The organism is Streptomyces sp. NPDC002619, from assembly GCF_042889305.1.
Lineage (GTDB): Bacteria > Actinomycetota > Actinomycetes > Streptomycetales > Streptomycetaceae > Streptomyces.
Genome location: NZ_JBIAQV010000008.1, coordinates 1 through 25,377, shown reverse-complemented (window position 1 = coordinate 25,377; position 25,377 = coordinate 1). Strand labels below are relative to the sequence as shown.

Below are 25,377 nucleotides of genomic sequence, written 5' to 3'. Positions count from 1 at the left end.
CTTCTTCGAACGAGCTCCGTCCATCCGCCGAACGGGGCCCCCGGGGAATGGTGTCAGATCAACGGCGGAGCATGGGCTGCTGCCCCGACGCTCGCCCCCCGAAACCCGGTCCCCGGAGGTCCTGCCCGTGGAGGCAGGACCAGGCCACCCCGTCCTTCACGGGCGACCGACCCCAACCCTACCGGCCTCTATGTACGAGGGTCAGTGCTCAGGTGACTCAACAGGCGCCGATGTGACCAGTTCCGTCAGCACTCCGTGGCAGTCCTTGGGGTGCAGGAAAGTGATCCGGGAGCCCATGGAACCGCGCCGGGGCTCCTGGTACAGAACGCGTACGCCCTTTTCCTTGATGTCCGCCGCGTCCTTGTCGACGTCCGCCGTGCCGAAGGCGATGTGGTGGACGCCCTCACCGTTCTTCGCCAGCCACTTCGCGACGGTGGAGTCCTCGCGGATCGGCTCGAGCAGCTGGAGGTACGAAGCCCCGCCGTCGGACGTATCGTTGATCTTGAGCATGGCCTCGCGTACGCCCTGCTCCTCGTTGACCTCGGAGTGGAAAACCTCGAAGCCGTACGTGGCCCGGTAGAACTCGACGGTGGCGTCGAGGTCGTGACAGGCAATCCCGATGTGGTCGATTCGCGTCAGCATGGATTCAGTGCAGCGCTCCGGAGGTGGTTACGCAACGTGCGCGCGATCACACCGACAGCCGGATGACGGGGTGTACTACCGCTCAGTACATTCGAAGTAAACCCTCGTTCACTCCTCAGCTTTGTGCAGCTGGAAGGGGATCGCACCTCATGTCAGGAACGAACACCACGACATCCGTCATCGTCGCGGGCGCCCGCACTCCGATGGGACGGCTGCTCGGCTCGCTCAAGTCGTTCTCCGGGGCCGATCTGGGCGGCTTCGCGATCAAGGCCGCCCTCGACCGTGCGGGGATCGGCGGCGACCAGGTGCAGTACGTGATCATGGGCCAGGTGCTGCAGGCCGGGGCGGGGCAGATCCCGGCCCGCCAGGCCGCGGTCAAGGCCGGCATCCCGATGAGCGTCCCGGCGCTCACCGTCAACAAGGTGTGCCTGTCCGGACTCGACGCCATCGCGCTCGCCGACCAGCTGATCCGCGCCGGTGAGTTCGAGATCGTCGTCGCGGGTGGCCAGGAGTCCATGACCAACGCCCCGCACCTGCTGCCCAAGTCCCGTGAGGGCTACAAGTACGGCGCGATCGAGATGCTCGACGCGATGGCGTACGACGGCCTGACCGACCCGTGGGAGTCGATCCCCATGGGCGAGTCCACGGAGAAGCACAACACGCGCCTCGGCATCAAGCGCCCGGAGCAGGACGAGATCGGCGCCCTGTCCCACCAGCGCGCCGCCGCCGCGCAGAAGAACGGCATCTTCGAGGCCGAGATCACCCCGATCGAGATTCCGCAGCGCAAGGGCGAGCCCGTCGTCTTCAGCAAGGACGAGGGCATCCGCGGCGACACCACCGTGGAGACGCTGGCCAGGCTGCGTCCGGCGTTCACCAAGGACGGCACGATCACCGCCGGCACGTCCTCCCCGATCTCGGACGGCGCCGCCGCCGTGGTCGTGATGAGCAAGGCCAAGGCCGAGGAGCTGGGCCTGGAGTGGATCGCCGAGATCGGCGCCCACGGCAATGTGGCGGGACCGGACAACAGCCTCCAGTCCCAGCCGTCCAACGCGATCCTCCAGGCCCTCAAGAAGGAGGGCCTGGAGGTCTCCGACCTCGACCTGATCGAGATCAACGAGGCCTTCGCCGCCGTCGCGGTCCAGTCGATGAAGGACCTCGGAGTGTCCACCGAAAAGGTGAACGTCAACGGCGGCGCCATCGCCCTGGGGCACCCGATCGGCATGTCCGGCGCCCGTCTCGTCCTGCACCTCGCGCTGGAGCTGAAGCGCCGGGGCGGCGGGATCGGAGCGGCCGCGCTGTGCGGTGGCGGCGGCCAGGGCGACGCGCTGATCGTGCGCGTGGCCAAGTAGGCGATTTCTGGATAAACGGAGCTGTGATGCAGGACGTCTCCTCGCTCGTGGCCCAGGCCAGGGAAGGCCGGCCGCGGGCCGTGGCCCGGCTGATCTCCCTGGTGGAGGGGGCGTCCCCACAGCTCAGAGAGGTCATGGCGGCCCTCGCGCCGCTCACCGGCAACGCCTATGTGGTCGGCCTCACCGGCTCGCCGGGTGTCGGCAAGTCGACGTCGACCTCGGCGCTGGTGACCGCGTACCGCCGACAGGGCAGACGGGTCGGGGTCCTGGCCGTCGACCCGTCGTCCCCCTTCTCCGGGGGCGCCCTGCTCGGCGACCGCGTCCGGATGTCGGAGCACGCCTCCGACCCCGGTGTCTACATCCGCTCGATGGCCACCCGGGGCCACCTCGGCGGCCTGGCCTGGTCCGCCCCGCAGGCGATCCGGGTGCTGGACGCGGCGGGCTGCGACGTGATCCTGGTCGAGACGGTCGGTGTGGGCCAGTCGGAGGTGGAGATCGCCTCCCAGGCCGACACCTCCGTCGTCCTGCTCGCCCCGGGCATGGGCGACGGCATCCAGGCGGCCAAGGCGGGCATCCTCGAGATCGGCGACGTGTACGTCGTCAACAAGGCCGACCGGGACGGCGCCGACGCCACGGCCCGTGAGCTGAACCACATGCTCGGCCTGGGCGAAGCCCGCGCCCCCGGCGACTGGCGCCCGCCCATCGTCAAGACGGTCGCCTCCCGTGCCGAGGGCATCGACGAGGTCGTCGAGGCGCTGGAGAAGCACCGCGCATGGATGGAGGAGCACGGCGTCCTGGCCGAGCGCCGCCGCGCCCGCGCCTCCCGCGAGGTCGAGACGATCGCCGTCACGGCCCTGCGCGAACGCATCGGCGACCTGCACGGCGACCGCCACCTGGACGCGCTCGCGGAGCGGATCGTCGCCGGTGAGCTGGACCCGTACCGGGCGGCGGACGAACTGGTGGCGGGGCTCACCCAGGGCTGACCGTGGCCAAGTCCCGCGCCGCACTGCTAACTTGATCCACATGTTCCTCACCCGGGCGTAGAGCGCACACCGCGTCCGCGCACCGCGGCCATCCACCGGCCGCCGGTCCGCGCGGCGCTTCGGTGTCCCCTCCCACGCCCCGAGTCGAGGAACTCACGCATGTCCGCGCTCACTTCGTCGCGCCCTTCTCCTGCCCCGCGGCCCTCGTACGCCGCCGTCCTGCGCGTTCCGCACGCGCGCCGCACGTTCGCCGCCGCGCTGACGGCCCGCCTGTCGTACGGCACCGTCTCGCTGTCGGTGATGCTGTCGGCGACCCGCGCCACCGGCTCGTACACCGTGGCCGGTGTCGTGATGGCCGTGTTCGGCGCCTGCACGGTGCTTCTGATGCCGGTGCGGGCGGCGCTGGTCGACCGGTACGGTCCCCGCCGCGCGCTGCTTCCGATGGCGGTCCTGTACAGCGCCCTGTTGGCCGGCTTCGCCGCGCTGACCTGGCGGCCCGGTGCACCTGTGGCTGCGCTCGTCACCGCCGCCGCCCTGATGGGGGCCTGCGCGCCGCCGCTCGGGCCCACCATGCGCGCGGTGTGGTCCCGGCTCGTCGACGACCGGCGGCTGTTGCAGCGGGCGTACAGCCTGGACGGGGTGGCGGAGGAGCTGCTGTTCGTCTCCGGGCCCGTCATGGTCGGCGTCCTGCTGCGCTTCGGGCCGGCCCCGGGCGGGTTGCTGCTGAGCGCGGTGCTGATGGTGACGGGGACGTGTGCGTTCGTGACGGCGCCGGTGCTGGGCGGCGGCATGCGGCGTTCGGAGCCGCGTCGCCTCCGGTGGGCGGCGCGTGGCCTTCCGGTGGGGCTGTGGCAGCCGGTCGTCGCGGTGGCGGGGCTGGGGCTCGCGCTGAGCGGGTCCGAGCTGTTCGTGCTGGCCTTCGTGGGGCAGCGGTCCTACGACGAGGCTGTGGTCCCCTGGATCCTGGGCGCCCTGTCGGCGGGCAGCGCGGTGGGCGGGCTCGTGAACGGGGCGATCGACTGGCGCCGGTCCGCCCGTGTGCGGCTGTCGTGGTTCACGGCGGGGCTGTGCGTGCCGCTGGCCCTGGCCGGTACGGCTCCGGGACCGTGGACGCTGGCGGGGGTCATGGCCTGTGCGGGCGCATTCGTCGCGCCGGCCCTCACGACGGCGTACCTCCTCGCGGAGGAGACGGCGACGGAGGAGAGCCGTACGCGGGCGGGGGCGTGGGTGAACGCGGCGGTGAATGCCGGGATTTCGGGTGGGGCGGTGGCGGCGGGGCTGCTGGTGGGGCGGTTGCCGATCGCGGTGTGCTTCGTGCTGGCGGGAGTCGTGGCTCTCGTGACCGGAGCGGCCGCGGGCCGCGTAACGGCAGGCGGGGCCTGAACCGACCCGCCTGCCGTTCACCTACTCAGGTCAGGGACGCCCCCGCTGCCCGCGAAGGTGCTCCGCGATCGGCTTCAGGGCCTTGTCCAGCTCCGTCAGGGCCTCTGGGGACAGCAGGTCGATGAAGTGGCGCCGTACGGACGCCACATGGTGCGGTGCGACCTTCTGCATCGTCTCCATGCCGTGGTCCGTGAGTACGGCGTACAGCCCGCGGCGGTCGGACTCGCAGTTCTCGCGTCGTACCAGGTCCGCGTTCTCCATGCGCGTGATCTGGTGCGAGAGCCGGCTCTTGGACTGCATCGTGGCGGTGGCGAGGTCGCTCATCCGCATGCGTACGTCCTCGGACTCGGACAGGTTCACAAGGATCTCGTAGTCGTTCATCGTCAGACCGAACGGCTGGAGGTCCTTCTCGAGTTGGTACGTCAACAGCCTGTTGACCTCCAGGTGGGTGCGCCAGGCGCACTGCTCCGCATCGGTCAGCCAGCGCGTGGCCGTCTCGGTCTCCATGAATGAAGTCTACCTAAAAAGTTGAAAGGCGAACTAGCGAGGGTGGTGTGACTGCGCGCACGCGTTCGACGTCACACTCCGCAGACTACCGCTCACAGCCCGAAGCGACGCTGGAGGTCCCCCAGCTGTCCGGGAAGGCGCGGTGCCCCCGGAGGCTGGCCGTGACCTCCGGGTACCCCGCCGCCGGGCACCCCGGGCTCGGCCGGGACCGTCCCCGTGGCCTGCTCGGCCATGAGGGTCTCGGTCGACTGCAGCAAGACCGTACCGGCTCCCACGAACTCGAACTGGTGCTCCTCGCCGGAGGCTCCGCCGAGGCCCGTCATCGCACGTAGACCGCCCATCACGCCCGTCAGATAGCCGTGGTCGTAGTGATGGCACGGCGAGGGGCAGTCGGCCCAGCCGACCAGCGCCTGGGGGTCCACCCGGATCGGGGGTTCCATGAACACCACCGGGCCGTTGGATGCGGCCACGAACTTTCCGGTTCCGATCAGCGTCAGAAAACCCGGCACGATCGACTGCTTGAGCGCAAGACTTGGCTGAAAAGCGAGCAGGTTGCCCGAGCGAATGGTCAGGTTGCCCTCGTCGAGGTCGTACGAATTGACGTCGAAGGCCCGGTCGGCGAGCAGCATCTTGCCCGAGCCCTCCGCCACGACCCAGTCGCTCGCGTGCAGAGGCGAATGGAACGAGGTGCGGACGAGGCGGTCCAGGCGCCCGTGCCCGATCCCGTTGAACTCGATCGCCCCGTAGTAGGCGATCATCTTCCCCTTCTGCAGGAACCACTGCCCGCTCTTGAGCTCCGCGCAGAACGTGTACTTGTTGACGTTGTCGTCGACGGGCAGGGTCATGGGGTCGTACACGACAGGCCCGGCGGCACCGTACGCGCTCACAGTTTCTCCTCCGAGGCCTGGACATACACCGCACCGCTGCCGCTGAGCTCCAGCTGGAACGCCTCGCCGGAGCCGCGCCCCACCATGTCGCGCCAGCCGAGCGCGGTGGAGAGCTTGTTGCGCACGTCGCCGTGGTGGGCGACATAGGCCTGGGGGTCGACGTGCACCGGCCGCTGCGGGGTGATCGGGATCTCGAAGACCCCGCCGTGCGCCATGACCGCCACCGAGCCATGGCCCCCCAGCGTGGTGGTGAACAGGCCCTGGCCGGTGACCTGGCCCCGGACCATCCCCATGATCCCGCCCTGCGAGCCCATGAACATCGTGCCCTGCTGGAGGGTGCCCTCGAAGGCGAGCAGCCGGTCCGCCTCGACGTACAGGGTGTCGCCGGTGAGGTTGATGACCTGGACGTGGTGGCCGCCGTGCCCGAAGAAGACGGTGCCGCTGCCCTCGACGGTCATCAGCGGCGTGGCCTCGCCCGCCACCCGGCGGCCGAGCATCGACATGATCCCGCCCTGCCCGCCCTGGATGTTGGGCGTGAAGGAGACGTCGCCCTTGTACGCGAGCATCGCGCCGCGCTGGCTGAACAGCCGCTGCCCCGGGACGACGGTCGCCTCGACCATCTTGGAGTTGATCTCCCGCAAGGCCATCTCAGACGTCCCCCGCGATCGTGTTCCGCTCGCTCGGCTGCACGTACACCAGCCCGTCCCCCTCGAACCGGATCTGGAAGGCCTCGCCGCCGCCCTCACCGAAGAACGTGCGGAAGGTCACACCGGACTGGAAGGACTGCCGTACGTTCCCCTGGTGCGCGATGTACGCGCCCGGGTCGACGATCAGCGGGTACTGCGGGCTGACCCGCAGCACGACGGCCGGCCCGTCCGACATGATCGCCGCCTGCCCGTGCCCCTCGACGGTCGTCGTGAACAGCCCGTTGCCCTGGGACGCCCCGCGCAGCCCCGTGAACGTCGTTCCCGTCCTGAGCCCGGCATCGGTCGCGAGCAGATTGCTCGACTCCACGTACAGCTTGTCCCCCTGGAGACTGACGAGGTTGATCTCGGAGGCGCGGTCGGCGAACCAGCACGTCCCCTGCCCCCTCACCTCCATCACGGTCATCTGCTCGCCGGTGAGCCGCCGGGTCACCATCCCCCGCAGTCCCTCACCGCCGCCACTCAGCTTCTTGAAGGCCATCTGCCCGTCGTACGCGACCATCGAGCCGTTCTTCGCCTTCACGGCGTCCCCGGTCATGTCGACGGCGAGTACCTTGCTCCCTTGGAGTCGGAACATCGCCACGGTGCGAAGGTAGCGGCGCGCGGGGGGTGACGGACAGCCCCTCCCGCGGGGCTCCCGCAACTGTTTGTCACAATGGCAGACGTTTGTGCCTCCGTTCACAAAGCGACCGCGCCGTCAGCGAAACTCCCACCGAAGGTGACCCGTGGACCTCAAGACAGCCTCCGCCCTCCGCCGCATCCGCCTGGTCTCAGCGCCCGAGGCCGTGTCCTTCCTCCTCCTGCTCCTGTGCTCCGTGCTGAAGCGGACCACGGACTTCAACGCGGTGCCCGTGATGGGCGCGGTCCACGGTGTCCTGTTCATCCTGTACGTGATCTTCTGGGCCGATGCCTGGAACCGGACCAAGTGGGGCTTCGGGACCGCCGCGCTCTACTTCGTCCTCTCGGTGCTGCCCACCGGCGGCTTCTTCGCCGAGCGCAAGCTGCGCCGGGAGGCCGAGAGCGCGGTCATCGCCGCCCGCGCCCGCAGGGAAGGGGTCGTGAAGGCATGATCGTCGCCTTCTCCGTGACGCCGCTGGGCGTCGGCGAGGACGTGGGTGAGTACGTCGCGGACGCCGTACGGGTCGTACGCGAATCCGGGCTGCCCAACCGCACCGACGCGATGTTCACCTCGATCGAGGGTGACTGGGACCAGGTCATGGATGTCGTGAAGCGGGCCGTGGCCGCCGTGGAGGCGCGGGCGCCGCGCGTCTCACTGGTCCTCAAGGCGGACATCCGGCCCGGTGTCACCGACGGGCTGACCTCCAAGGTGGAGACCGTCGAGCGGCACCTGGCCCAGTAGCCGGCCCGCGTGAACCCCGGTCCGTCAAGGGCCGGGGTTTTCGTGTGCCCGCTGATTGAGCGGTCGCTCAAAACGGTGTACGTTCCCTCCCGAATGGATTGAGCATTCGCTCAACTGCCTTGACCGGCCTGGGGGAACAGGGATGGGGCTCCACAGAGAGGCACGCATACGGGCCGACCTCGACGACCTGTGGGCGCGTACCCAGGACCCGGCCCAGCACCAGCGCTGGGACCTCCGGTTCACCGAGATCACCCATCTCCCGCGGGCGGAGGGCGAAGCGCAGCGCTTCCGCTACACCGTGCGCGTCCTGCCGTTCCTCACGCTCTCCGGCACGGGGGTCGTCGCGGGCGAGAAGGAGCGCCCCGACGGCACGCGCACCTCGGCACTGCGCCTCGTCTCCCCGCATCCGCTGTCCCTGCTCGCCGAGGGCAGCGGCTACTGGCGCTACGTCCCCGACGGCGACGGCGTCCGCCTTCTCACCGGCTACGACTACCGCCCCCGCTGGGGCGCCCCCGGCGCGCTCGCCGACCGGCTGGTGTTCCGCCCGTTCATGGGCTGGGCGACGGCGTGGTCCTTCGACCGGCTGCGGCTGTGGCTGGAGCGCGGGATCACCCCGGAGCGGGCGCTGCTGAACTGGCTCGCCGAGCTGGCGGTCCGGGCGCTCGTGCTCGCCGTGGGCTGCGTCGGCCTCGCTCCCGGGTATGCCGCCGGACTCTTCGGCCAGTTCGCGCCCACGGTGGCGTTCCTGTGCCCGCTGCTGCTCGTCGTCGCCGTCTTCCTCGCCCTGTGCAAGTCGCCTCTGTCCTGCACCCCCGCCGCCCGCCGCTGCCGGCGCACCCCGGCCACGCGCGCGTGCGCCCCGCGCGTCCTGCGCACCCTGGAGAACCCGTCATGAGCTCGGAGACGGTGAAGTCGCAGGAGACGAAGACCAAACTCCTCGAGGGCGCGCTGCGGACGCTCACCGAGCAGGGCATCGCCAAGACCTCGGCGCGTACGGTTGCGGCTGCGGCCGGTGTCAACCAGGCGCTGGTCTTCTACCACTTCGGCTCGGTGGATGAGCTCCTCGCCGCCGCCTGCCGCTACGGCGCCGAGAAGGCCGTGGCCCCCTACCGCACCCGGCTCGCCTCCGTCGCCTCCCTCTCCGAACTCCTCGCCGTCGGCCGCGAGATCCACGAACAGCAGCGTGCCGACGGCCATGTGGCCCTGCTCGGCCAGCTGCTGGCCGGCGCCCAGACCCACGAGGCGCTGCGACCGGCCACCGCGGCGGGCCTCGACCTGTGGATCGCCGAGATCGAGAAGGTCCTGACGCGCGTCCTGTCGGGAACCCCTTTCGGAGAGTTCACCGACCCGGCCGGACTGGCCCGCGCGGTCGCCGCCTCCTTCGTCGGGATCGAACTGTACGAGGGCGTGGACGAGCCCGGTGCCGGAGCGGCCCTGAACGCCCTGGAGCAACTCGGCGCCCTGGTGGCCGCGTTGGAGTCCCTCGGCCCGGTGGCCCAACGTGCGGTCCGCCACCAGCTACGGCGCACGGCACACACCTGAGGCGCGGAGACCGAGGACGGGGCGAGCGCCGGACGGTGGGCGAGGGTGGTCGTGGTGGCCGGTTCGTCGAGCGGCGGGTGCGCGTCCTGCTCCTGCTGTTCTGGATGCCGGCGATGTTCTCCGTCGTACCCGAGGCACCGGCCGCCCCGTACGCCGATGCGCTCGGCGCCGGGTCCCCGGGGCTCGGTCTGCTGATGTGCGCACTGCCGGTGGGCACGGTCGCGGGCGAGTTGTTCCTGCGGCCTGCGGCCTGCGGTCTGCGGCCTGCGGCCCGTGGGCCGGGAGCGGATCGCGCTGCCGCTGGTCTGCGGCACGTTGCTCATGACCATCCAGGGTGTGCGTATGGCGCTCGCGGGGGCGGTGGCCGAGGTCGTCGGGGTGCGGAGCGCGGTCGTGGTGTGCTGCTGCGCACCGGCCCTCGAGGCCCTGGTGACCGAAAGCCGAGACGGGGCTGACCGGCATATGACCGGCCGGTAGGGTCGGGTGCGTGCCGAAGCCTCTCAGTCTTCCCTTCGACCCCATCGCCCGTGCCGACGATCTGTGGAAGCAGCGCTGGGGAAACGTGCCGTCAATGGTGGCGATCACCTCGATCATGCGCGCACAGCAGATCCTGCTGGCCGAGGTCGACGCGGTGGTCAAGCCGTACGGACTGACGTTCGCGCGCTACGAGGCGCTGGTGCTGCTCACCTTCTCCAAGGCCGGCGAGCTGCCGATGTCCAAGATCGGCGAGCGGCTCATGGTGCACCCCACGTCCGTGACGAACACCGTCGACCGCCTGGTGAAGTCGGGTCTGGTCGCCAAGCGCCCCAACCCCAACGACGGCCGTGGCACCCTCGCCGTGATCACCGAGAAGGGTCGCGAGGTCGTCGAGTCGGCCACCCGCGACCTGATGGCGATGGACTTCGGCCTCGGCGCGTACGACGCGGAGGAGTGCGCCGAGATCTTCGCGATGCTGCGCCCCCTGCGGGTGGCGGCGCATGACTTCGACGAGGAGTGACCCGGGGCAAGATCTCCCGGAACGGGTGGTTACGCTCGTCCGCATGAAGAAAAGCGTGCTGACCCGCTACCGCGTCATGGCCTATGTCACCGGTGTGCTGCTGGTGCTGCTGTGCCTCAGCATGATCGCCAAGTACGGCTTCCATGTCGACGGTGCCGACAGCTTCACCCGCGTCGTGGCCATCGCACACGGCTGGCTCTACGTCGTCTACCTCGTCTTCGCCTTCGACCTGGGCTCCAAGGCGAAGTGGCCGGTCGGCAAGCAGCTGTGGGTGCTGCTGGCGGGGACGATCCCGACCGCCGCGTTCTTCGTCGAGCGGAAGATCAGCCACGAGCTGGAGACCAGGGTCGCGGACCAGGCTCCGGCCGTCGCCAAGGTGTAGGCAAGGCGTAGGCCGAGGCATAGGTTTCACCGCCGCGCGAGTGATGCGCGGCGGTTTGTCGTCGACATTTACTTGGACGTCCTAGTAAATTCGATGGTATGGACGCTCATGCCATCGAGGACGGCCGCCGGCGCTGGCAGGCCAGGTATGACGCCGCGCGCAAGCGCGACACCGCCGGGGGTTCGGGGGCGCAGCTCCCGAGGAATTGGACACGTACCACGCTCTCCGGGGATCCCGTGGAGCCTGTGTACGGGCCGCGGCCCGGAGACACGTACGAGGGCTTCGACCGGATCGGCTGGCCCGGCGAGTATCCCTTCACGCGCGGGCTGTATCCGACCGGCTACCGGGGGCGTACGTGGACCATCCGGCAGTTCGCCGGGTTCGGGAACGCCGAGCAGACCAACGAGCGGTACAAGATGATCCTGGCCGCGGGCGGCGGAGGTCTGTCCGTCGCCTTCGACATGCCGACCCTCATGGGGCGCGACTCCGACGATCCGCGCTCGCTCGGCGAGGTCGGGCACTGCGGTGTCGCGGTCGACTCGGCGGCCGACATGGAGCTGCTGTTCAAGGGCATCCCGCTCGGTGACGTGACGACCTCCATGACGATCAGCGGGCCGGCCGTCCCCGTCTTCTGCATGTATCTGGTCGCCGCCGAGCGGCAGGGCGTGGACCCGTCCGTGCTCAACGGCACGCTGCAGACCGACATCTTCAAGGAGTACATCGCCCAGAAGGAGTGGCTCTTCGAGCCCGAGCCCCATCTGCGGCTGATCGGCGACCTGATGGAGTACTGCGCGGCCCGCATCCCCGCGTACAAGCCGCTGTCCGTCTCCGGCTACCACATCCGCGAGGCGGGCGCGACGGCCGCGCAGGAGCTGGCCTACACGCTCGCCGACGGCTTCGGGTACGTGGAGCTGGGGCTCAGCCGTGGCCTCGACGTCGATGTCTTCGCACCCGGGCTGTCCTTCTTCTTCGACGCGCACGTCGATTTCTTCGAGGAGATCGCCAAGTTCCGTGCCGCCCGCCGCATCTGGGCGCGGTGGATGCGGGACGTGTACGGCGCGAGGAGCGAGAAGGCGCAGTGGCTGCGGTTCCACACGCAGACCGCCGGCGTCTCGCTGACCGCCCAGCAGCCGTACAACAACGTCGTACGGACCGCCGTCGAGGCGCTGGCCGCCGTGCTCGGCGGGACCAACTCGCTGCACACCAACGCCCTCGACGAGACCCTCGCGCTGCCCAGCGAGCAGGCCGCCGAGATCGCGCTGCGCACCCAGCAGGTGCTCATGGAGGAGACCGGCGTCGCGGGCGTGGCCGATCCGCTGGGCGGTTCGTGGTACGTCGAGCAGCTCACGGACCGGATCGAGGCCGACGCCGAGAAGATCTTCGACCAGATCAAGGAGCGGGGCCTCAGGGCGCACCCGGACGGGCAGCACCCCATCGGGCCCGTCACCTCCGGTATCCTGCGCGGGATCGAGGACGGCTGGTTCACCGGGGAGATCGCCGAGTCCGCGTTCCGCTACCAGCAGGCCCTGGAGAAGGGCGACAAGCGGGTGGTGGGCGTGAACGTCCACACCGGCTCCGTGACCGGGGACCTGGAGATCCTGCGGGTCAGCCACGAGGTCGAGCGGGAGCAGGTGCGGGTGCTCGGCGCGCGCAGGGGCGGCCGGGACGACGCCGCGGTGCGTACGGCCCTCGACGCCATGCTCGCGGCCGCACGATCAGGCGCCGGCATGATCGAACCGATGCTGGACGCGGTGCGCGCCGAGGCCACGCTGGGCGAGATCTGCGGGGTGCTGCGGGACGAGTGGGGCGTGTACACGGAGCCCCCGGGCTTCTGACCGCCGTACGGGACGGACCCGCGGGAACGGACTTCCGTTCCCGCGGGCCCACTTCGCTGTGCGTGTCAGAACTGCTGCACGAAGTACGGCTCGACGGTCATCCAGCCGTTGCCGCGGGCGCCGTGGAAGGTGCCGTTGTTGCTCTGGGCCAGCGTGTACCAGGAGTCGACGTAGTCGGGGTCGTCGGTCCACCAGTCGTTCGGCATGGCGTCCAGGATCGCGTTCACCAGCGGGATGTAGGTGCCCTGGTCGGTGATGGTGAGCAGGGCCGTGGCGATCGCCTTGGCGAGGTCGCGGTAGTTGGTGCTGCCGTCCTCCTCCATCATTACGGCGTCGGCCAGGTTGTACTTGTAGTTCGACCAGTTGACCAGGATCTGGTTGGGCCGGTAGACCGTGCCGTCGTTGTCGAGGTACGGCATGTCGACGGGGTCGACACGGACCTTGCCGTCCTGGCCGAAGCCGGAGACGAGGGTGTAGATCTCGGCGTCGCCCTTGATCCAGGGCTCCTCGTCGTCGGAGAGCTCGACGGCCGTGATCTTGGTGGTCCAGAAGCCGTCGGTGGCAGCGGCGAGCTTGGCCGTGGACGTGGTGTTCACGGCAGCGGGCACCGTGGACTGCACGCCGGCCTTCACCAGTTCCTCGCGCAGGACGTCCAGACCGGCAGCCAGCGCCTTGGAGCTGTCGACGTCGACGACGTACACCGGGTGCGCGGGCGCCTTGCGGGCGTCCAGCTGGTGCGCGCGACCCTGGCTGTCGTACGCGGTGACCGTGCCGGCCTCGTCGTCCGATACGGCCGCGGCGACCCAGGGGGTGGTGTCGGCCGTCAGCGAGGCCCGCATGGAGCGGTCGCCGAGCCGCAGCTTGAGCAGCGGTCCGACCTTGGTGCCGAGGCCCTTGGCGGTGGCTATCGCACGGTCGGCGGCGGCCAGTTGGGACTTCAGCCTGCCGCTCGCCCGGTCGGTGACGGACACCTCCGCCGACTTCAGGGCGGCCGAGCGCAGGCTCGTGCGCCAGGCGGAGTCGCCGAGCGAGCGCGCGATCGCCCGCGCGGCCCGGTCCTGGGCGGCGGTGACCGCGGACGCGGTGGCGGAGTGTGCGGAGGCCGCGGAGGCGGAGTGGGCCGCGACGGGGGCGGGAGCCGCAAGGGCTGCGGGGGCCGCGGTCAGGGTCTGGGCCGCCGCCAGGACGACGAGGGTGGCCGCGGTGGCGGCCGTGGTGCCACGTCTACGGGTGTGACGAGGTCTCACGGGGATCGATCCTCCCGGATACGAGTGGTCAGAGGGTCGGTGACGCACTGTCAGAGGGTGGTGCCGGGTGGAGCCGGTGAACCGGTGAACTGGTTTGGTCGTGAACGCCGTGCGGAATCTATGCGAGTAGATTCCGGCTATGGTGTCGTGGGCATGTCATATGCGCAAGGTCTTCACACCGCTCGCAGATGAACAATCCGTGCGCCCCTGGTGGTTGGCGGTCGGCCCGTCAGCCCTCCGCGGCCGCGAGCCCCCGCAGCAGGACCGCCGTGAAGTGCCGTACCCAGGCGTCGTCCGCGGGCTCCGCGCTCACCAGGGTCCGGTGGACCACCGCGCCCGCCACCATGTCGAAGATGAGGTCCACCGTGCGGGCCGTATCCTCGGGGCCCGTCTCCGGAGGCAGCTCCCCGCGCCGCTGCGCCCGCTTGCGGCCCTCGATGACCAGCCGCTTCTGGCGTTCGACGATGGAGCCGCGGATGCGTTCGCGCAGGGCGTCGTCGCGGGTGGACTCGGCCACCACCGCCATCAGACCGTTCCTGGCCTCGGGCCGGGCCAGCAGGTCCGCGAACTGCAGGACCACGCCCTCGATGTCGGCGGCGAGTGTGCCGCAGTCGGGCAGCTCCAGTTCGTCGAAGAGCTCGGCCACCGCGTCGACGACCAGTTCGTTCTTCCCCGCCCAACGGCGGTACAGCGTCGTCTTGGCCACCCCGGCGCGCGTCGCCACGTCCCCCAACGTGAGCTTCGACCAGCCCAGTTCCACCAGCGCCTGACGGGTCGCGGCCAGGATCGCGGTGTCCGCGGCGGCGCTGCGGGGGCGGCCCGGGCGGGTGGCGGGGGTGCGGCTCTGCATGGCACGACCATAACCGGGGTTTTACCTGGCGCCGTGAGGGAGATCACCGGAGAGCGGTGTCGCGAGACGCCTCGATGGCATTACGCTACGGGTCGTAGCGAAAGCTCGCGCTGGACGTGCGCGGGCCGACGCGGACGTACACGCGAACGACCACGGGGTGCGTGGGGGTGGGGACCCGGCACGCACTTTCACAACGGCTTTTCACACATGCGCGAGAACGGGGGAGGATAGACGCATGCAGCCACGGAACATGTCCATGAGCGGCGTCGTCGACCTCGCCGCGGTGAAGGCGGCCCAGGAGGCCAAGGCCAAGGCGGAACAGACGCGCGCCGAAGCCGCCCGGCAGGGCGGTGCGGGAGCCGTCTCCCCGGCCGACCTCGTCATCGACGTCGATGAAGCGGGGTTCGAGCGCGATGTCCTTCAGCGCTCGGCCGAGGTACCGGTCGTCATCGACTTCTGGGCCGAGTGGTGTCAGCCCTGCAAGCAGCTGAGCCCGGTCCTGGAGCGCCTGGCGGTCGAGTACAACGGGCGCTTTTTGCTCGCCAAGATCGACGTCGACGCCAACCAGATGCTGATGCAGCAGTTCGGGATCCAGGGGATCCCGGCCGTCTTCGCCGTCGTCGCCGGCCAGGCCCTGCCGCTCTTCCAGGGGGCCGCCGGGGAAGAGCAGATCCGGCAGACGCTCGACCAGTTGGTGCAGGTCGCCGAGCAGCGCTTCGGCCTGACCGGCCTGACCGTCGACCCGGACGCCGAGCCGGGCGCGGCCCCGGCCGCCGAGGCACCGGCCGGGCCGTACGACGCGCTCCTCGAAGCCGCCGTCGAGGCGCTGGACGCGGGTGATCTGGGCGGTGCCGTCCAGGCGTACAAGAACGTGCTGAGCGACGACCCGGGCAACATGGAGGCCAAACTCGGCCTGGCGCAGGCCGAGTTGCTCCAGCGGGTGGAGGGCCTGGACCCGCAGCGGGTGCGCACCGACGCGGCCGAGAAGCCGAGTGATGTGCAGGCGCAGATCGCCGCGGCGGACCTGGACCTCGTCGGCGGGCATGTCGAGGACGCTTTCGGACGGCTCATCGAGACGGTTCGGCGCACCGTCGGGGACGACCGGGAGGCCGTACGGCTGCGGTTGCTCGAGCTTTTCGAGGTCGTCGGGGCCGAGGATCCGCGGGTGATCGGGGCGCGCCGCGCCCTGGCGCGGGCGTTGTTCTGAGCCAAGTGCACGAACCGGGCCAAGGCCCCTTTCTGACCAGTTGCTAAACGCAAGGGCATGTGTTGCCCGAGTGAAAGTTCTGCCGACGAGACGTCGGGGCGGCCGCGCTTTACCAAATCTTGGTAATCGCGGCCGCTGTTACTGGCAGTAAGTCAGAGCTCTTGATCTGTCCGGATCTGTCTGAGGATCAACGACTTTGTTCTGCCCTCGAATGCCACCCTGTGTTGCTCTCCGAGACCAGTGGGTCGTTGTTCGGTTATCCGGCCGTTACTAGCCAGTAACGAACCCCCTTGTGCGGGCGGCGAGAATGCACCACGATCGGCGACGCTCGGTCCATTCCCGTACCCCCGACAGCCAGGCGGGCGGGGCGGGTTCATCTGGGTCCCCACCGAGCAGAATCGGCGGCAGTGGCGCCGGTTCTAGGACAGGGGGGTCTTCGCCCGACCAGGCGAAGCCTGTCCGGCAAGGTTGTGCGTGATGCGTGTCAGGCGCGACCAGTGGTTGTCGCTCGGGGGTGATCGCCGGTGATCGGTGCGCGGACAGCGCCTCCGAGTGCGGGCGCTCTCCTTTCCGAGGACGTAGAGCTTCTCCCATCCCTGCCCGGCTGAGCCGCCGCTGGCGAGTCCGGTCAGGAGATGTACGTCCGAGAAGGAGGAAATATGGAGTCCCAGGTGCGTGGCGGGACCAGATGGAAGCGGTTCGCTGTGGTCATGGTGCCCAGCGTCGCCGCCACGGCGTGTATAGGTGTCGCCCTCGCGCAGGGCGCTCTCGCGGCGTCGTTCAGTGTGTCGGGCCAGTCCTTCAAGGTCACGGCCGACAAGTTGGACGGCACCGGCTTCGAGCAGTACGGGGCGGTGGACGCGGGCTACACGCTCGACGGCAAGAAGACGGCTCACCCCGTCGCGGTCTCGGCGTTCAAGAAGGCCGAGATCACCAACCTGTGCCAGTCCGTGGTCACCCCGAATGTTCCGTTCTTCGGGTCCGTGAGCCTGATCCTGAAGGCGGGCGGCGGCAGCACGCCGGTCGAGGCCGACAACATCTACATCGATGTCGCCGACCTCAACGCCGACGCCACGTTCAGCAACATCGACATCGGTGTGGCCGCCAAGGATGCCGACAAGGGTCCTGGCATCAAGAGCGGCGACCAGACGAACCCGTACGGGTTCGCGCAGCAGGCCGACAAGGCCGTGCTGACCGACGTGAAGCAGACGGCGTGGGCGACCACCGCCGGAACCTTCAAGCTCAGCGGGCTGCACATGTCGCTTTCGACAGATGCCAAGGAGTGCTACTAAGCACTCGATGACGGGCGGGGGAGCCGATGGCGCCCCCGCCCGTCCCCAATGGGGGCGCGCCTTCACGCGCGCCACACATCACCACTACAGCAACGCCGCACCAGGGAGCTGTTTTCCATGAGCGCCGAGACTCCTGCCGCCCCCGGCCAGTTCGATATCCGGAGGCAGCAGTTCCGCGTCTGGCGGGGCACGCGGCCGTTCTGGGCCGGTCTGTTCGTCATGCTCGGTGGACTCCCCATCGCCTACTTCCCGTACGCCCACCTCCAGGTCGGCCATCTGACGCTGGCGATGGCGACCACCGCGGGCGCTGGGTCCCTGATCATCGGCGTGCTGCTCGTCGTCCTGGGCGTGAGCCTCTGGTTCCAGCAGCACGTACGGACCTTCGCGGGCGTCGCGGCGATCCTGCTGGCGCTGGTGTCCATCCCCGTTTCCAACCTCGGCGGATTCCTGGTGGGCTTCCTGCTCGCGCTGATCGGCGGGGCCATGGCCGTGTCGTGGACGCCGGGCGGACAGCCCCAGCAGCAGCCGGCCGTGGCGGGTGGCGCGGGCAAGGGCGATTTCCCTGCGGGCGCCGTGGACGACGGCGACGCGCTGGGCAAGGCGAACGACCTGTCAGGAACGAGCCCGGCGAACGGGGCGAACGGGAGGCACAGTGCCGGCTGACGAGGTGACCCACGGGACTGATGTGGACGAGTCCCGTGTGAGAACCAGGCCGCGCCATGCGGCACCCAAGAAGCCGCTGTTCACCAGGTTCCACATGCCTGCCGGCAAGGCGATAGCCTCGGTCGCGATGCCGACCGCGGTCATCGTGGGCATGGGCTTCACGTCCACGCTCGCCCTCGCCGCCGGGAACGACTCCACGCCGCCGGCGTCGAAGAGCCTGACGGCCGACGAGTACAAGGACTGCGTCACCGCGCTCGACGGCGCCAAGGACGCCTCGGCCTCGCCGTCGCCGTCCGCGTCGGCGAGCGCGAGCAAGTCCGCGGACACGGCGACGCCGACCCCCTCGGCGACCTCCGGTGCCAAGGACTCGTCGGGCGGCTCCTCCTCGTCGGATTCAGGTTCCGACGACAAGGCGACGCCCACGCCGTCCCCGTCCAAGACGGCCTCGGGCACGTCGGGTTCCGGCAGCACCGCCACCCCGACGCCGTCCGCGTCCACGGGCGGCGGCCTGCTCGGCGCCCTCGGCGACACGGTCACCGGCATCCTCGGGGGCGGTGACTCGGGCTCCGCCACCGCGAGTTCGAGTCCCACGCCGTCCGCGTCGGCGAGCTCCGGCAGCCTCACCGACACCGTCAAGGACACGGTCGACAAGACCACCAAGACGGTCGGGGACACCGTGAAGGACACCACCGACACGGCGTCCAAGGCGGTGGAGGACACCACCAAGACGGTCCAGGACACCACCAAGTCGCTGCAGAAGACGGCCGAGTCGGTGACCTCCGCGCTGCCCACCCCGTCGGCGAGCGGTGCGTCCGCCGACGACTGCCCGGCGGCCACGGACGACACCGGCGGCGTCGACAACAAGGTGCCGGTGGCGGACGACCCGTGGTACCTGAACGCCAGTTCGCTGCTGCTGAAGGGCGCCGACTACCAGGGCATCGTCCAGGTGAAGACGGCGAGCGGCACCACCAAGAAGGTGCTGAAGTACGTCATCTCCGGCGGCACGGACATCGGTGACCTGCACCAGACGGTCAACGACAAGCAGTCCGGCAAGGTCTATCACGTGCAGGCGGCCAAGGGTTCGACGTCGACGATCCGTGACGGCGACACCGTGATGTACACCGAGAGCATCTCCGGCAACCTGTTCGGTCTGATCCCGATCACGTTCAGCCCGGACAGCCCGCCGCCGCTGAACATCCCGCTGATCTACTTCACCAACGTGAAGGTGACGCAGGCCGCCCAGTTCGGCGGTTCGCTGCACGTGCCCGGCATGCACGTGTACACGACCGACTGAGCACGCCCCACAAGCCCGTCCGGGAGCCGCAACACACTGAGGGCGCCCCCTGTCACCCAGGGGGCGCCCTCAGCGCCGTTCAAGGCTGCTCACGGCCCTTGTGCGGGGCGTCAGTTGCCCTCGCCGCCCAGGTGGTGCACCCGGACCATGTTGGTGGTGCCGGGGACGCCGGGGGGCGAGCCCGCGGTGATGATCATGATGTCGCCCGGGTTGAAGCGGTTGAGCTTGGTGACCTCCTGGTCGACCAGGTCGACCATCTCGTCAGTGCTGTTCACGAACGGCACGACGTGCGACTCCACGCCCCAGCTGAGGGTCAGCTGGTTGCGAGTGGACTCGTCGGTGGTGAAGGCGATGATCGGCTGAATCGCGCGGTAACGGGACAGCCGACGGGCGGTGTCACCGGACTGGGTGAAGGCGATCAGACCCTTGCCGCCGAGGAAGTCCGCGATCTCGCAGGCGGCACGAGCCACCGAACCGCCCTGCGTACGCGGCTTCTTGCCGGGGACGAGGGGCTGCAGGCCCTTGGAGAGCAGCTCCTCCTCGGCCGCCTTGACGATCTTCGACATCGTCTTGACGGTCTCGACCGGGTACGCGCCCACGCTCGACTCGGCCGACAGCATGACCGCGTCGGCGCCGTCCAGGATCGCGTTGGCCACGTCGGAGGCCTCGGCGCGGGTCGGGCGGGAGTTGGTGATCATCGACTCCATCATCTGGGTCGCCACGATCACCGGCTTGGCGTTGCGCCGGCACAGCTCGATCAGCCGCTTCTGCACCATGGGGACCCGCTCGAGCGGGTACTCGACGGCGAGGTCACCACGGGCGACCATCACGCTGTCGAACGCCATCACGACGTCCTCCATGTTGTCGACCGCCTGCGGCTTCTCCACCTTGGCGATGACGGGGACGCGGCGGCCCTCCTCGTCCATCACCCGGTGGACGTCCAGGATGTCCGTGGCGTCGCGGACGAAGGACAGGGCGACCATGTCGCAGCCCAGGCGCAGGGCGAAGCGCAGGTCTTCGATGTCCTTCTCGCTCAGCGCGGGCACGTTGACGGCCGCGCCGGGCAGGTTGATGCCCTTGTGGTCGGAGACGACACCGCCCTCGATGACGATCGACTTCACCCGCGGGCCGTCGACCTCCAGCACCTTCAGCTCGACGTTGCCGTCGTTGATCAGGATCTGGTCGCCGCGCCCGACGTCGCCCGGCAGGCCCTTGTACGTCGTCCCGGCGATGTGCTTGTCGCCCTGGACGTCCTCGGTCGTGATGGTGAACTCGTCACCCCGCTCCAGTTCGACAGGACCCTCGGCGAAGGTCTCCAGACGGATCTTGGGGCCCTGGAGGTCGGCGAGGACGCCGATGGCACGGCCCGTCTCCTTCGCCGCGGCCCGGACGCGGTCGTACCGCGCCTGGTGCTCGGCGTGGGTGCCGTGGCTGAAATTGAACCGGGCCACATTCATGCCCGCCTCGATCATGGCGACGAGCATCTCGTGGGAGTCGACCGCGGGGCCGAGAGTACAGACGATTTTCGAACGGCGCATGGGGCGATCCTATCGGTTTGTTTCGCTACGGAATATTCCGTCTGGTGGAAGATACAAATGGGCGGCCGAGTGCTCAGGCGTGTTACCGCCGCGTCGTGTTCAGCCGCTCTTTCCGACCAGTGCGTAAGTCTGTGTGGCGATCTCCAGTTCCTCGTCGGTCGGCACCACGGCGACGGCCACCCGCGCGTCGGCGGGCGATATGAGCCGCGGCCGATCGCTGCGTACGGCGTTCAGCGCGGGGTCCACCGCCAGGCCCAGTTCCTCCAGACCCGCGACGGCAGCCTCCCGCACCGGACTCGCGTTTTCCCCGACTCCCGCTGTGAAGGCGACCGCGTCCACCCGCCCGAGCACCGCGTAATAGGCACCGATGTACTTCTTCAGGCGGTGAATGTAGATGTCGAAGGCCAGCTGTGCCTCCGCGTCCCCCTCGTCGATCCGCCGCCGGATCTCCCGCATGTCATTGTCGCCGCACAGACCGAACAGACCGCTTCTTTTATTGAGTAGAGTGTCGATCTCGTCCATGGACATTCCGTCAACCCGCTGCAAATGGAAGATGACGGCCGGATCCAGATCCCCCGAGCGCGTCCCCATCACGAGCCCCTCCAGCGGGGTCAGCCCCATGGACGTGTCCACACACCGCCCGCCCTTCACCGCCGAGGCCGACGCCCCGTTGCCCAGATGCAGCACGATGACGTTCACGTCCTCGGGCGCGCTGCCCAGCAGCTTCGCCGTCTCCCGGGAGACGTAGGCGTGCGAGGTCCCGTGGAAGCCGTACCGCCGGATGCGCAAGCGGTCCGCGACCTTCGGGTCGATCGCGTAGCGCGCCGCCGACTCCGGCATCGTCGTGTGGAACGCCGTGTCGAAGACGGCGACCTGGGGCAGATCGGGGCGCAGCGCCATCGCGGTGCGGATTCCGGTGAGGTTGGCCGGGTTGTGCAGCGGTGCGACCGGGATCAGCCGCTCGATCTCGGTGAGCACCTCGTCGTCGACGATCGTGGGCTCGGTGAAGAACATGCCGCCGTGCACCACGCGGTGGCCGATCGCGGCCAGCTCCGGCGAGTTCAGGCCGATGCCGTCCTGGGCCAGTTCCTCGGCCACGGCCTTGAGGGCGGCGTCGTGGTCGGCCATCGGCCCGTTCTGCTCACGGGTGTCGCCCGAGGTGACACAGGTGTGCGTGAGCCGGGAGGCCTGCTCGCCGATGCGCTCCACCAGGCCGACGGCGAGGCGGCTGCTGCCCTGCATGTCCAGCAGCTGGTACTTCACCGACGACGAGCCGGAGTTGAGGACGAGGACACGGGTGCGGCTCACTGCTCGGACGCCTTCTGCTCGGGGATCTGGGCCTGGATCGCTGTGATGGCGACGGTGTTGACGATGTCCTGGACGAGCGCGCCCCGGGACAGGTCGTTGACGGGCTTGCGCAGACCCTGCAGGACCGGGCCGACGGCGATCGCGCCGGCCGAGCGCTGCACGGCCTTGTACGTGTTGTTACCCGTATTGAGGTCGGGGAAGATCAGAACCGTTGCCTGCCCCGCCACCTCGGAGCCCGGCAGCTTGGTCGCGGCGACCGTGGGCTCCACGGCGGCGTCGTACTGGATCGGCCCCTCGATCATCAGGTCGGGCCGTCGCGAGCGGGCCAGCTCGGTGGCCTCGCGCACCTTGTCGACATCGGCCCCCGAACCGGACGTACCGGTGGAGTACGACAGCATCGCGATCCGCGGCTCCACACCGAACCGCGCGGCCGTGGCCGCCGACTGGATGGCGATGTCGGCGAGCTGCTCGGCGTTCGGGTCGGGGTTCACGGCGCAGTCGCCGTACACCAGCACCTTGTCGGCCAGGCACATGAAGAAGACCGACGAGACGATCGACGAGTCCGGCTTCGTCTTGATGATCTCGAAGGCGGGCCGGATGGTGGCGGCCGTCGAGTGCACGGAACCCGACACCATGCCGTCGGCCAGGCCCTCCTGGACCATCAGGGTGCCGAAGTAGTTCACGTCGGAGACGACGTCGTACGCCAGCTCCGCCGTCGCCCCCCGATGGGCGCGCAGTTGCGCGTACTTCTCGGCGAAAGCGTCGCGCAGTTCGGAGGTGGCCGGGTCGATCAGCTGGGTGTCGCCGAGGTCGATGCCGAGGTCGGCGGCCTTCTTGCGGATCTGATCGACCGGGCCGAGCAGGGTCAGGTCGCACACGTCCCGGCGCAGCAGCACCTCCGCCGCGCGCAGCACCCGCTCCTCGGTGCCCTCCGGCAGCACGACGCGGCGCCTGTCCAAGCGGGCCTGCTCGAGGAGCTGGTGCTCGAACATCATCGGCGTGACCCGGTCGCTGCTGGGCGCGCTCACCCGCTTGAGCAGCTCACCGGTGTCGACGTACCGCTCGAACAGGCCGAGCGCGGTCTCCGCCTTGCGCGGGGTGGCCGCGTTCAGCTTGCCCTCCAGCGAGAACAGCCGCTCGGCGGTGGGGAAACTGTTGCCCGGCACGGAGATGACCGGGGTGCCCGGGGCGAGGCGGGCGGCCAGGGTGAGGATCCCGTCGCTCGGCACCTCGTCCAGGGTCAGCAGCACACCGGCGATCGGCGGAGTACCGGCGCTGTGCGCGGCGAGCGAGCCGACGACCAGGTCGGCGCGGTCGCCCGGGGTCACGACGAGACAGCCCGGGGTCAGCGCCGCGAGGAGGTTGGGCAGCATGGCCCCGCCGAAGACGAAGTCGAGCGCGTCCCGGGCCAGCCCCGATTCGTCGCCGAGCACCACCTTGGCGTCGAGGGCCTGGGTGATCTGCGCGACCGTCGGCGCGGACAGGGCGGGCTCGTCGGGCACCACGTAGCAGGGCACCGGCAGCCGGCCCGCCAGGCGTTCGGCGATCTCGTCGCGGTCCTCGCGGGCCACCCGGTTGGCGACCATCGCAAGGACGTCGCAGCCGAGCCCGTCGTAAGCCCGGAACGCGTTGCGTATCTCCGCGCGCACCGACTCCGCGGTCTGCTTGCGGCCGCCCACGACCGGGATCACCGAGGCGCCGAACTCGTTGGCGAGCCGCGCGTTGAGGGACAGCTCGTCCGGCAGCTGGGTGTCGGCGAAGTCGGTGCCGAGGACGAGGACCACGTCGTAGTCACGAGCGACCAGGTGGAAGCGGTCCACGAGCGTCGACACCAGCTCGTCGGAGCCCTGCTCGGCCTGGAGCGCGGACGCCTCGTGGTAGTCCATGCCGTACACGGTCGCCGGGTCCTGCGAGAGCCGGTAGCGGGCCCTCAGCAGTTCGAAGAGGCGATCGGGCTTGTGGTGGACCAGCGGACGGAACACGCCCACCCGGTCGACCTGCCGGGTCAGGAGTTCCATCACTCCCAGCTCGACGACCTGACGGCCGTCGCCGCGGTCGATCCCGGTCACGTACACGCTGCGCGTCACGCGTGCTCTCCGTTTCGTCTTCGGCCTTGTTCGTTGTTTGCGGCCGTGCACAAAAATCGCCCACCGAGGTGAGCAGAACCCTCTTGACAATACCCCCGGGCGCGGTTAAGGCGCCCGTCAAATGGGGAGCACCACCGGCCTGTGGAGCATGAAACAATCGGACTGGCTCACCGGTATCAACAGCGAGCAGGAGACACAGCACGATGCGCATCGGAGTTCTCACCGCAGGCGGCGACTGCCCAGGCCTGAACGCAGTGATCCGGTCACTCGTGCACCGGGCCGTGACGACCTACGACGACGAGGTCATCGGCTTCGAGGACGGCTACCGGGGACTGCTCGACGGCCACTACCGCACCCTCGACCTCGACGCGGTGAGCGGCATCCTGGCCCGCGGCGGCACCATCCTCGGCTCCTCCCGCCTCGAGCGCGACCGGCTGCGCGAGGCCTGTGACAGCGGGGCCGACATCATGCGCTCCTTCGGTATCGACGCGCTCATCCCGATCGGCGGCGAGGGCACGCTGACGGCCGCGCGCATGCTGTCCGACGCGGGCCTGCCGGTGGTCGGCGTCCCGAAGACGATCGACAACGACATCTCCTCCACGGACCGCACCTTCGGCTTCGACACGGCGGTGGGCGTCGCCACCGAGGCGATGGACCGCCTGAAGACCACCGCCGAGTCCCACCAGCGCGTGATGGTCGTCGAGGTCATGGGCCGGCACGCCGGCTGGATCGCCCTCGAGTCCGGTATGGCCGGCGGCGCCCACGGCATCTGCCTGCCCGAGCGGCCCTTCAATCCCGCCGACCTCGTCAAGATGGTCGAGGAGCGCTTCGCCCGCGGCAAGAAGTTCGCCGTCATCTGCGTCGCCGAGGGTGCCCACCCCGCCGAGGGCAGCATGGACTATGGCCACGGCGAGATCGACCAGTACGGCCACGAGCGCTTCCAGGGCATCGGCACGGCCCTGGCGTACGAACTGGAGCGCCGCCTCGGCAAGGAGGCCAAGCCGGTCATCCTCGGCCACGTCCAGCGCGGCGGCACCCCGACCGCGTACGACCGGGTGCTCGCCACCCGCTTCGGCTGGCACGCGGTGGAGGCCGCGCACCGGGGCGAGTTCGGCCGGATGACCGCCCTGCGCGGCACCGACATCCTCATGGTGCCGCTCGCGGAAGCGGTGACCGAGCTGAAGACGGTGCCCAAGGACCGGATGGACGAGGCGGAGTCGGTCTTCTAGAAGACTGCTGAAAATCTCGGGTTCTGGCCCCGGCTCGGTGGAGTTGGGGCCAGTCTTGTGGGCATGCAGGGGGAATGGGCCGGGGAGATGG

General features: G+C 69.6%; 26 protein-coding genes. 16 read left to right on the top strand and 10 right to left on the bottom strand.

Going from position 1 to position 25,377, the window contains the following annotated elements:
• Window positions 1-201: 201 nt before the first annotated feature.
• Window positions 202-642, bottom strand: a complete 441-nt coding sequence (mce, locus tag ACFYXB_RS15730; RefSeq protein WP_351350202.1) for a methylmalonyl-CoA epimerase — start codon at window positions 640-642, stop codon at window positions 202-204.
• Between the two features lie 149 nt (window positions 643-791).
• On the opposite strand from mce, the gene ACFYXB_RS15725 reads away from it, so the two are divergent.
• The 3 genes from ACFYXB_RS15725 to ACFYXB_RS15715 all read left to right on the top strand — a co-directional run bounded on the left by ACFYXB_RS15725 (window position 792) and on the right by ACFYXB_RS15715 (window position 4,357).
• Window positions 792-1,991 carry an acetyl-CoA C-acetyltransferase gene (locus ACFYXB_RS15725; protein ID WP_389582158.1) on the top strand — a complete coding sequence of 400 codons (1,200 nt, stop codon included), beginning with the start codon at window positions 792-794 and terminating at the stop codon, window positions 1,989-1,991.
• Window positions 1,992-2,017: 26 nt separating this feature from the next.
• Window positions 2,018-2,974: a methylmalonyl Co-A mutase-associated GTPase MeaB gene (gene meaB / locus ACFYXB_RS15720; protein WP_351350198.1), complete on the top strand. Its 957-nt coding sequence runs from the start codon at window positions 2,018-2,020 to the stop codon at window positions 2,972-2,974.
• A 159-nt stretch (window positions 2,975-3,133) separates the two neighbouring features.
• A complete protein-coding gene (locus ACFYXB_RS15715) occupies window positions 3,134-4,357 on the top strand; it encodes an MFS transporter (RefSeq protein WP_389582155.1) in 1,224 nt (407 codons plus the stop codon).
• Between the two features lie 30 nt (window positions 4,358-4,387).
• Here ACFYXB_RS15715 and ACFYXB_RS15710 read toward each other — a convergent pair whose 3' ends face one another.
• The 4 genes from ACFYXB_RS15710 to ACFYXB_RS15695 all read right to left on the bottom strand — a co-directional run bounded on the left by ACFYXB_RS15710 (window position 4,388) and on the right by ACFYXB_RS15695 (window position 7,032).
• Entirely contained in the window at window positions 4,388-4,864 is a 477-nt protein-coding gene (locus ACFYXB_RS15710) for a MarR family winged helix-turn-helix transcriptional regulator (protein WP_389582153.1), read from the bottom strand.
• Window positions 4,865-4,956: 92 nt separating this feature from the next.
• The gene (locus ACFYXB_RS15705; RefSeq protein WP_389582602.1) at window positions 4,957-5,709 is read right to left on the bottom strand and encodes an AIM24 family protein; all 753 of its coding nucleotides are present in this window, start codon (window positions 5,707-5,709) and stop codon (window positions 4,957-4,959) included.
• A gap of 38 nt (window positions 5,710-5,747) precedes the next feature.
• Window positions 5,748-6,398, bottom strand: a complete 651-nt coding sequence (locus ACFYXB_RS15700) for an AIM24 family protein (protein WP_389582151.1) — start codon at window positions 6,396-6,398, stop codon at window positions 5,748-5,750.
• Between the two features lies 1 nt (window position 6,399).
• Window positions 6,400-7,032: an AIM24 family protein gene (locus tag ACFYXB_RS15695; RefSeq protein ID WP_351350284.1), complete on the bottom strand. Its 633-nt coding sequence runs from the start codon at window positions 7,030-7,032 to the stop codon at window positions 6,400-6,402.
• Between the two features lie 148 nt (window positions 7,033-7,180).
• Between ACFYXB_RS15695 and ACFYXB_RS15690 the strand changes: the two genes are divergently transcribed.
• The 8 genes from ACFYXB_RS15690 to ACFYXB_RS15655 all read left to right on the top strand — a co-directional run bounded on the left by ACFYXB_RS15690 (window position 7,181) and on the right by ACFYXB_RS15655 (window position 12,571).
• A complete protein-coding gene (locus ACFYXB_RS15690) occupies window positions 7,181-7,525 on the top strand; it encodes a DUF3817 domain-containing protein (protein ID WP_389582148.1) in 345 nt (114 codons plus the stop codon).
• Window positions 7,522-7,815: an MTH1187 family thiamine-binding protein gene (locus ACFYXB_RS15685; RefSeq protein ID WP_351350186.1), complete on the top strand. Its 294-nt coding sequence runs from the start codon at window positions 7,522-7,524 to the stop codon at window positions 7,813-7,815. The genes ACFYXB_RS15690 and ACFYXB_RS15685 overlap by 4 nt, the downstream gene beginning before the upstream one ends.
• 142 nt (window positions 7,816-7,957) lie before the next feature.
• On the top strand, window positions 7,958-8,710 hold the full coding sequence (locus ACFYXB_RS15680; protein ID WP_351350184.1) for a hypothetical protein: 753 nt from the start codon (window positions 7,958-7,960) through the stop codon (window positions 8,708-8,710).
• Window positions 8,707-9,357, top strand: coding sequence for a TetR/AcrR family transcriptional regulator (locus ACFYXB_RS15675; RefSeq protein ID WP_351350182.1), 651 nt, complete (start codon window positions 8,707-8,709; stop codon window positions 9,355-9,357). The genes ACFYXB_RS15680 and ACFYXB_RS15675 overlap by 4 nt, the downstream gene beginning before the upstream one ends.
• Window positions 9,358-9,678: 321 nt before the next feature.
• Window positions 9,679-9,834, top strand: coding sequence for a hypothetical protein (locus ACFYXB_RS15670; RefSeq protein WP_389582144.1), 156 nt, complete (start codon window positions 9,679-9,681; stop codon window positions 9,832-9,834).
• A gap of 10 nt (window positions 9,835-9,844) precedes the next feature.
• The gene (locus tag ACFYXB_RS15665) at window positions 9,845-10,354 is read left to right on the top strand and encodes a MarR family transcriptional regulator (RefSeq protein ID WP_351350180.1); all 510 of its coding nucleotides are present in this window, start codon (window positions 9,845-9,847) and stop codon (window positions 10,352-10,354) included.
• A 43-nt stretch (window positions 10,355-10,397) separates the two neighbouring features.
• Window positions 10,398-10,736, top strand: coding sequence for a DUF3817 domain-containing protein (locus ACFYXB_RS15660; protein WP_351350178.1), 339 nt, complete (start codon window positions 10,398-10,400; stop codon window positions 10,734-10,736).
• A 98-nt stretch (window positions 10,737-10,834) separates the two neighbouring features.
• A complete protein-coding gene (locus ACFYXB_RS15655; protein WP_389582141.1) occupies window positions 10,835-12,571 on the top strand; it encodes a methylmalonyl-CoA mutase in 1,737 nt (578 codons plus the stop codon).
• Window positions 12,572-12,636: 65 nt separating this feature from the next.
• Here the strand turns inward: ACFYXB_RS15655 and ACFYXB_RS15650 are convergent, their stop codons facing one another.
• Together ACFYXB_RS15650 and ACFYXB_RS15645 are read right to left on the bottom strand one after the other, a co-directional pair.
• A complete protein-coding gene (locus ACFYXB_RS15650; protein WP_389582138.1) occupies window positions 12,637-13,818 on the bottom strand; it encodes a DUF3103 family protein in 1,182 nt (393 codons plus the stop codon).
• 229 nt (window positions 13,819-14,047) lie between these two features.
• Window positions 14,048-14,668, bottom strand: coding sequence for a TetR/AcrR family transcriptional regulator (locus ACFYXB_RS15645; protein WP_389582135.1), 621 nt, complete (start codon window positions 14,666-14,668; stop codon window positions 14,048-14,050).
• 235 nt (window positions 14,669-14,903) lie between these two features.
• Between ACFYXB_RS15645 and ACFYXB_RS15640 the strand changes: the two genes are divergently transcribed.
• From ACFYXB_RS15640 to ACFYXB_RS15625, 4 genes are all read left to right on the top strand, one after another.
• Window positions 14,904-15,875 (top strand): tetratricopeptide repeat protein, encoded by a 972-nt coding sequence (locus tag ACFYXB_RS15640; RefSeq protein ID WP_351350170.1) that lies wholly within the window; start codon window positions 14,904-14,906, stop codon window positions 15,873-15,875.
• Between the two features lie 659 nt (window positions 15,876-16,534).
• Entirely contained in the window at window positions 16,535-17,167 is a 633-nt protein-coding gene (locus ACFYXB_RS15635; RefSeq protein ID WP_389582132.1) for a DUF6230 family protein, read from the top strand.
• Between the two features lie 117 nt (window positions 17,168-17,284).
• Window positions 17,285-17,830, top strand: coding sequence for a DUF6114 domain-containing protein (locus ACFYXB_RS15630; protein ID WP_389582130.1), 546 nt, complete (start codon window positions 17,285-17,287; stop codon window positions 17,828-17,830).
• Entirely contained in the window at window positions 17,820-19,124 is a 1,305-nt protein-coding gene (locus ACFYXB_RS15625; protein WP_389582128.1) for a hypothetical protein, read from the top strand. The genes ACFYXB_RS15630 and ACFYXB_RS15625 overlap by 11 nt, the downstream gene beginning before the upstream one ends.
• A 110-nt stretch (window positions 19,125-19,234) precedes the next feature.
• Here the strand turns inward: ACFYXB_RS15625 and pyk are convergent, their stop codons facing one another.
• The 3 genes from pyk to pta form a co-directional block, all read right to left on the bottom strand.
• Window positions 19,235-20,662 carry a pyruvate kinase gene (pyk, locus tag ACFYXB_RS15620; protein ID WP_389582126.1) on the bottom strand — a complete coding sequence of 476 codons (1,428 nt, stop codon included), beginning with the start codon at window positions 20,660-20,662 and terminating at the stop codon, window positions 19,235-19,237.
• 99 nt (window positions 20,663-20,761) lie between these two features.
• Complete coding sequence (locus ACFYXB_RS15615; protein WP_389582124.1) at window positions 20,762-21,970, bottom strand: acetate kinase; 1,209 nt, start codon at window positions 21,968-21,970, stop codon at window positions 20,762-20,764.
• A complete protein-coding gene (pta, locus tag ACFYXB_RS15610) occupies window positions 21,967-24,057 on the bottom strand; it encodes a phosphate acetyltransferase (RefSeq protein ID WP_389582121.1) in 2,091 nt (696 codons plus the stop codon). Before pta ends, ACFYXB_RS15615 begins: the two co-directional genes overlap by 4 nt.
• A gap of 203 nt (window positions 24,058-24,260) precedes the next feature.
• Between pta and ACFYXB_RS15605 the strand changes: the two genes are divergently transcribed.
• Window positions 24,261-25,286 carry an ATP-dependent 6-phosphofructokinase gene (locus ACFYXB_RS15605; RefSeq protein WP_351350156.1) on the top strand — a complete coding sequence of 342 codons (1,026 nt, stop codon included), beginning with the start codon at window positions 24,261-24,263 and terminating at the stop codon, window positions 25,284-25,286.
• Window positions 25,287-25,377: the final 91 nt, after the last annotated feature.

What these genes read in the sequence shown, in the direction of transcription:
- mce (WP_351350202.1), bottom strand. Translation starts at nt 642, where the DNA reads ATGCTGACGCGAATCGACCACATCGGGATTGCCTGTCACGACCTCGAC.
- ACFYXB_RS15725 (WP_389582158.1), top strand. Translation starts at nt 792, where the DNA reads ATGTCAGGAACGAACACCACGACATCCGTCATCGTCGCGGGCGCCCGC.
- meaB (WP_351350198.1), top strand. Translation starts at nt 2,018, where the DNA reads ATGCAGGACGTCTCCTCGCTCGTGGCCCAGGCCAGGGAAGGCCGGCCG.
- ACFYXB_RS15715 (WP_389582155.1), top strand. Translation starts at nt 3,134, where the DNA reads ATGTCCGCGCTCACTTCGTCGCGCCCTTCTCCTGCCCCGCGGCCCTCG.
- ACFYXB_RS15710 (WP_389582153.1), bottom strand. Translation starts at nt 4,864, where the DNA reads ATGGAGACCGAGACGGCCACGCGCTGGCTGACCGATGCGGAGCAGTGC.
- ACFYXB_RS15705 (WP_389582602.1), bottom strand. Translation starts at nt 5,709, where the DNA reads ATGACCCTGCCCGTCGACGACAACGTCAACAAGTACACGTTCTGCGCG.
- ACFYXB_RS15700 (WP_389582151.1), bottom strand. Translation starts at nt 6,398, where the DNA reads ATGGCCTTGCGGGAGATCAACTCCAAGATGGTCGAGGCGACCGTCGTC.
- ACFYXB_RS15695 (WP_351350284.1), bottom strand. Translation starts at nt 7,032, where the DNA reads ATGTTCCGACTCCAAGGGAGCAAGGTACTCGCCGTCGACATGACCGGG.
- ACFYXB_RS15685 (WP_351350186.1), top strand. Translation starts at nt 7,522, where the DNA reads ATGATCGTCGCCTTCTCCGTGACGCCGCTGGGCGTCGGCGAGGACGTG.
- ACFYXB_RS15680 (WP_351350184.1), top strand. Translation starts at nt 7,958, where the DNA reads ATGGGGCTCCACAGAGAGGCACGCATACGGGCCGACCTCGACGACCTG.
- ACFYXB_RS15675 (WP_351350182.1), top strand. Translation starts at nt 8,707, where the DNA reads ATGAGCTCGGAGACGGTGAAGTCGCAGGAGACGAAGACCAAACTCCTC.
- ACFYXB_RS15670 (WP_389582144.1), top strand. Translation starts at nt 9,679, where the DNA reads ATGACCATCCAGGGTGTGCGTATGGCGCTCGCGGGGGCGGTGGCCGAG.
- ACFYXB_RS15660 (WP_351350178.1), top strand. Translation starts at nt 10,398, where the DNA reads ATGAAGAAAAGCGTGCTGACCCGCTACCGCGTCATGGCCTATGTCACC.
- ACFYXB_RS15655 (WP_389582141.1), top strand. Translation starts at nt 10,835, where the DNA reads ATGGACGCTCATGCCATCGAGGACGGCCGCCGGCGCTGGCAGGCCAGG.
- ACFYXB_RS15645 (WP_389582135.1), bottom strand. Translation starts at nt 14,668, where the DNA reads ATGCAGAGCCGCACCCCCGCCACCCGCCCGGGCCGCCCCCGCAGCGCC.
- ACFYXB_RS15640 (WP_351350170.1), top strand. Translation starts at nt 14,904, where the DNA reads ATGCAGCCACGGAACATGTCCATGAGCGGCGTCGTCGACCTCGCCGCG.
- ACFYXB_RS15635 (WP_389582132.1), top strand. Translation starts at nt 16,535, where the DNA reads ATGGAGTCCCAGGTGCGTGGCGGGACCAGATGGAAGCGGTTCGCTGTG.
- ACFYXB_RS15630 (WP_389582130.1), top strand. Translation starts at nt 17,285, where the DNA reads ATGAGCGCCGAGACTCCTGCCGCCCCCGGCCAGTTCGATATCCGGAGG.
- pyk (WP_389582126.1), bottom strand. Translation starts at nt 20,662, where the DNA reads ATGCGCCGTTCGAAAATCGTCTGTACTCTCGGCCCCGCGGTCGACTCC.
- ACFYXB_RS15605 (WP_351350156.1), top strand. Translation starts at nt 24,261, where the DNA reads ATGCGCATCGGAGTTCTCACCGCAGGCGGCGACTGCCCAGGCCTGAAC.